3 protein-coding genes are annotated in these 3,885 nt (G+C 71.9%); all 3 read right to left on the bottom strand.

Annotated elements, in window-relative coordinates; all coding sequences use genetic code 11:
- Positions 1-683, bottom strand: a 683-nt coding sequence (npdG, locus tag H5J30_RS21160) for an NADPH-dependent F420 reductase (RefSeq protein WP_181788970.1), incomplete at its 3' end; no start/stop codon positions are given.
- Positions 684-723: 40 nt separating this feature from the next.
- Positions 724-2,130 (bottom strand): hypothetical protein, encoded by a 1,407-nt coding sequence (locus H5J30_RS21155; RefSeq protein ID WP_258563447.1) that lies wholly within the window; start codon positions 2,128-2,130, stop codon positions 724-726.
- A gap of 266 nt (positions 2,131-2,396) precedes the next feature.
- Positions 2,397-3,227: an HAD family hydrolase gene (locus H5J30_RS21150; RefSeq protein ID WP_181788969.1), complete on the bottom strand. Its 831-nt coding sequence runs from the start codon at positions 3,225-3,227 to the stop codon at positions 2,397-2,399.
- Between the last annotated feature and the right edge of the window lie 658 nt (positions 3,228-3,885).

Here is a 3,885-nt window from a genome sequence, read left to right as displayed (position 1 = left end):
CCGGCGTGCGCCCGGTAGCGGCGGTTGACCGAGATGAGGTTCGCCACCAGCGACTCGACCTGGTGCGCGTTGCGCAGCCGGCCCGCGTACACGCCGCGCATCCCCGGGATCAACCCGGCCAGCGCCTGCACGACGTCCGTGTCCTCCCGCGACTCGCCCAGCACCATCACGTCCGTCTCGATCCGCTCCACCTCCGGGTCCTGGAGCAGCACCGCCGACAGGTGGTGGAACGCCGCCGTGACCCGCGACCCGGGCAGCAGCGCCGCCGCCTGCTCGGCCGCGCTGCCCTCGGCGGGGCGGATCGCGTACGCGCCCTTCTTGTCGAACCCCAGCGGGTTCACGCAGTCCACGACGAGCTTGCCCGCCAGCTCCGCGCTCAGCGCCGTGACCGTCGCCTCGTGCCCCTCCCACGGCACCGCGACCACCACCACGTCGCTGCGCCGCGCGCACTCCGCGTTGTCCGCACCCTCGACGCCGTTGCCGAGACCGGCCGCCGCCTCCTCGGCCCGCTCCTGCTTCCGGGAGCCGACGACGACCCGCTGCCCGGCCCGCGCCAGCCGGTACGCCAGCCCCCGGCCCTGGTCGCCCGTGCCGCCCAGCACGCCGACGACCAGGCCCGAGACGTCGGGCAGCGCCCACGGGTCCTTGCGGGCGGGCGGGGTGTTCTGCTCACTCGAAGTCATGCGCCGATCGTACGGTGAGCAGCCGCTTACCGGCAGCGGCTCACCCGGCCGGAGCGGCCGTGCAGGGCGCGTCGCCGCAGACGTCCACGATCCTGCCGGTGTTCAGGAACTCCGCCATCTGCCGCTGCGCGGCGGGCTCGTCGCGCGGGTCGCCGTGCGGGTCCCGGCCCTCGGCGGGCGGCGTGTTCGTCAGCGGCTGGTACGGGCTGCCGCTGTCCCAGACCAGCAGCCCGGAACCGGCGTACGGGTAGCGCAGCTTCCGTATCCCCCAGTACGGCTCCTCGTCGGGGCTGCGCCCGTCGGCCACCGCGGGGGTGTGGATCCGGGCGCCGACCGTACGGGCCTGCACCTCGGCCGCGGTGGGGGAGACCTGGTGGTCGCCGTACGCGACGTGCATCAGCACCCGGTGGCGCGGCGTGCGCGGCAGCGGGTCGGACGTCATGTGCCGGGCGTAGCCGTTCGCCTCGCCGCGGTCCCAGAGCATCTGCATGAGGGCGAAGCCGAGTTGCTGGCGGAGCTTGTCGGGGTACGCCCGGTCCAGGACCTGCTGGAACGGCGCGAAGTCGACGCTGCGGTTGAGCAGCGTGCTGTAGTTCATCGCCGGTACGCCGAGCACGGAGCGCGTGCTGTCCTGCGCCACGGCGGTGTACATGCCGCCCATGATGCCGCCCTGGCTGTGGCCTGCGTAGCCGAGCCGGGCGCGGACGTCGAGCGCGCTCGCGCCGTCGGCGCCGCGGAAGGCGGCGTCCGCGGCGAGCCCGTCCGCGTGCACCATGAGGCGGCCGAGCCACAGGGTGTTGAGCACGCCCTGCTGGAGCCGGTCGGCGACCGCGGGGAAGCCGCTGAGGTCCTGCAGCGTGCCCGCGATGAACGGGATGTCCTCGTCGGACATGCCCTGCCACTTCGTGGCGCACATCACGAAGTTGCCGCGGGCCGCCAGCTCGTGCTGCGTACGGGAGCCGACCTGCGTCTCGTTGCCGAGGAGCCCGTGGCCGTACAGGACGGGCCGGGCCGCCTCGCCGCGCCCGCCGGGGCCGCCGAGGGCGGCGCGCGGTATCTCGCACTGGAACGGCACCACCTGGTTGTTGCCGGGCAGCCGGGCGGGCAGCGCGTCCTTGCCGCCGCCGGCGCGGTGGAAGCCGGAGCCGGGCGGGCCGCCGGGGGCGTCGAGGTAGCTGGGGACGTTGTAGACGCCGCGGACCGTGCGGGCGACGGGGTCGTCCGCGGGGTGGTCCTTCACCTCGTACACCAGATGCTCGGGTACGCCCTTGCCGAGGCCGGCGAAGGCGTCGTCGCGGATGTGCAGCATCCGCTCGCTCAGGCTGCGTTCGCTGGCGACGGTGAAGTCCCAGGCGAGGTAGAGACCGCGGGACGGGACGCCGGCGCGGTCGAGGTCGCGCCGGACCCGGCGGTGGTCGCGCTGGCGCTCGAGGATCAGGCCCGGCACCCGTCCGTTGCCTGGTGTGGCGGTCCCTATTCGAGGGATCGGCGTCGCGTGGGTTCCCGACTTCCATGTGCGGTCCGCGGGGCCGTTGTTGCTGGGAGATCCTCCTCGGATGCCCTGGCTCTCGCGGGCCGTAATCCCTTTGTACTCCTCCCCGCGGTGAGAGGGAAGCCCAGCGCTCAGATATTTACTTTCTCCTGCAAATACTGGCGAAGGTTAATTATCGGGCGAAGCGGAAGGCGTGCAGGTCAGGGCTGGATTCTGGGCTCTCAGGCCGCTTGGAGGCGGCGGCGGTACGCGTACCAGACCACCCCGGCCGCGGTCGCCGCCGCCAGCCCCGCGGCGGCCGCGGCCAGCACCGGCCGGGAGGGCAGCGAGAACTGCGGCAGCCGCTGCTTCAGCCGTACGGGACGGGCGAAGGACAGCACCGGCCAGTCGCGCTGCTCCGCCTCGCGGCGCAACGCCCGGTCGGGGTTCACGGCGTGGGGGTGGCCGACGGTCTCCAGGAGGGGTACGTCCGTGATCGAATCGCTGTACGCGTACGAGCGCGCGAGGTCGTACCCCTCGGCCGCGGCCAGCTCCCGCACGGCCTCTGCCTTGGCGGGGCCGTAGGCGTAGTAGTCGATCTCGCCGGTGTAGTGGCCGTCCTCGACGACCATGCGGGTGGCGATGGTGCGATCCGCGCCGAGCAGTTCGCCGATGGGCTCGACGACCTCGGCGCCCGAGCTGCTGACGATGACGACGTCGCGCCCGGCGAGGTGGTGGTGCTCGATGAGGGAGGCGGCCTCGTCGTAGATGATCGGGTCGATGAGCTCGTGGAGGGTCTCGGCCACGATGTCGCTCACCTGGGCCACGTTCCAGCCGCGGCAGAGGTCGGAGAGGTAGGCGCGCATGCGCTCGGTCTGCTCGTGGTCGGCGCCGCCCAGGAGGTAGACGAACTGCGAGTAGGCGGATCGGAGTACAGCCCTCCGGTTGATCAGCCCGCCGTGGTAGAAGGAGCGGCTGAAGGTCAGCGTGCTCGACTTCGCAATGACCGTCTTGTCCAGATCGAAGAAGGCGGCTGTCCTGGGCAACGAGTGGTTTTCCACGAGTGCGAGCATAGGCGCCCACCATTCGGCGTAAGGTGTGGCGCGTGGGTTTGCCTGAGAAGGCTCTCGGGTACACCATGGAAGTCACGGATCGTTCGCGACCGTGCTAACCCGGACCGGCTCCTCCCCCCCCGAGTCGGCCGTGGGGACGACCCCCGCTCTCCCCCCCGGCGGGGGTCGTCGCATGTCCGGACTCCGGTTTTTTCGATTTTTTCTCCGGTCGTGCCCGATCTTCTCCCGCTCTTCCCGGTCGCTTCTTGCTTCGAGCCGTCCTTCGGGCTGTCTTCAACGCTCTTCATCGCTGTCGTGGAACTAGACGCATCACCGTGGGTAACCGTTGCCCTCGATCTGCATGCTCCCCCGATCGGGTGACGGAGTTGTCCACAACTGGTGGGTTATCCACAGATCCTGACCAAGATCCACGAGGTGTGGGGCGTCGGGGGCACCGTGGGGTCGGAAGCGGGACCGGTGCCGTCGCAGAGGGCGGCGGCGCGGGCCGGGGCGGACGGCGTGCCGGGTGGTGCGGCGGTGAAGCGGGGGAGTCGGCGTGATGAGTCGGGTGCGGAGCAGCGGGCTGCGGGACGGGCTGTCCGGCGGTGGTGTGCGGGGCGGCCAACTGCCGGGCGGGGGGTTGCCCGGTGGTGTGCTGTCGCGCGGTGGGCTGTTGGGC

This window comes from Streptomyces phytophilus (assembly GCF_013870535.1).
Classification (GTDB): Bacteria; Actinomycetota; Actinomycetes; order Streptomycetales; family Streptomycetaceae; genus Streptomyces; species Streptomyces phytophilus.
Note: the sequence above shows the minus strand (reverse complement) of the source record. Positions and strands in the feature narration are given on the sequence as shown.

Excerpts from the sequence above, each read along its gene's own strand:
- H5J30_RS21150 (WP_181788969.1), bottom strand. The coding sequence starts at position 3,227 with ATGCTCGCACTCGTGGAAAACCACTCGTTGCCCAGGACAGCCGCCTTC.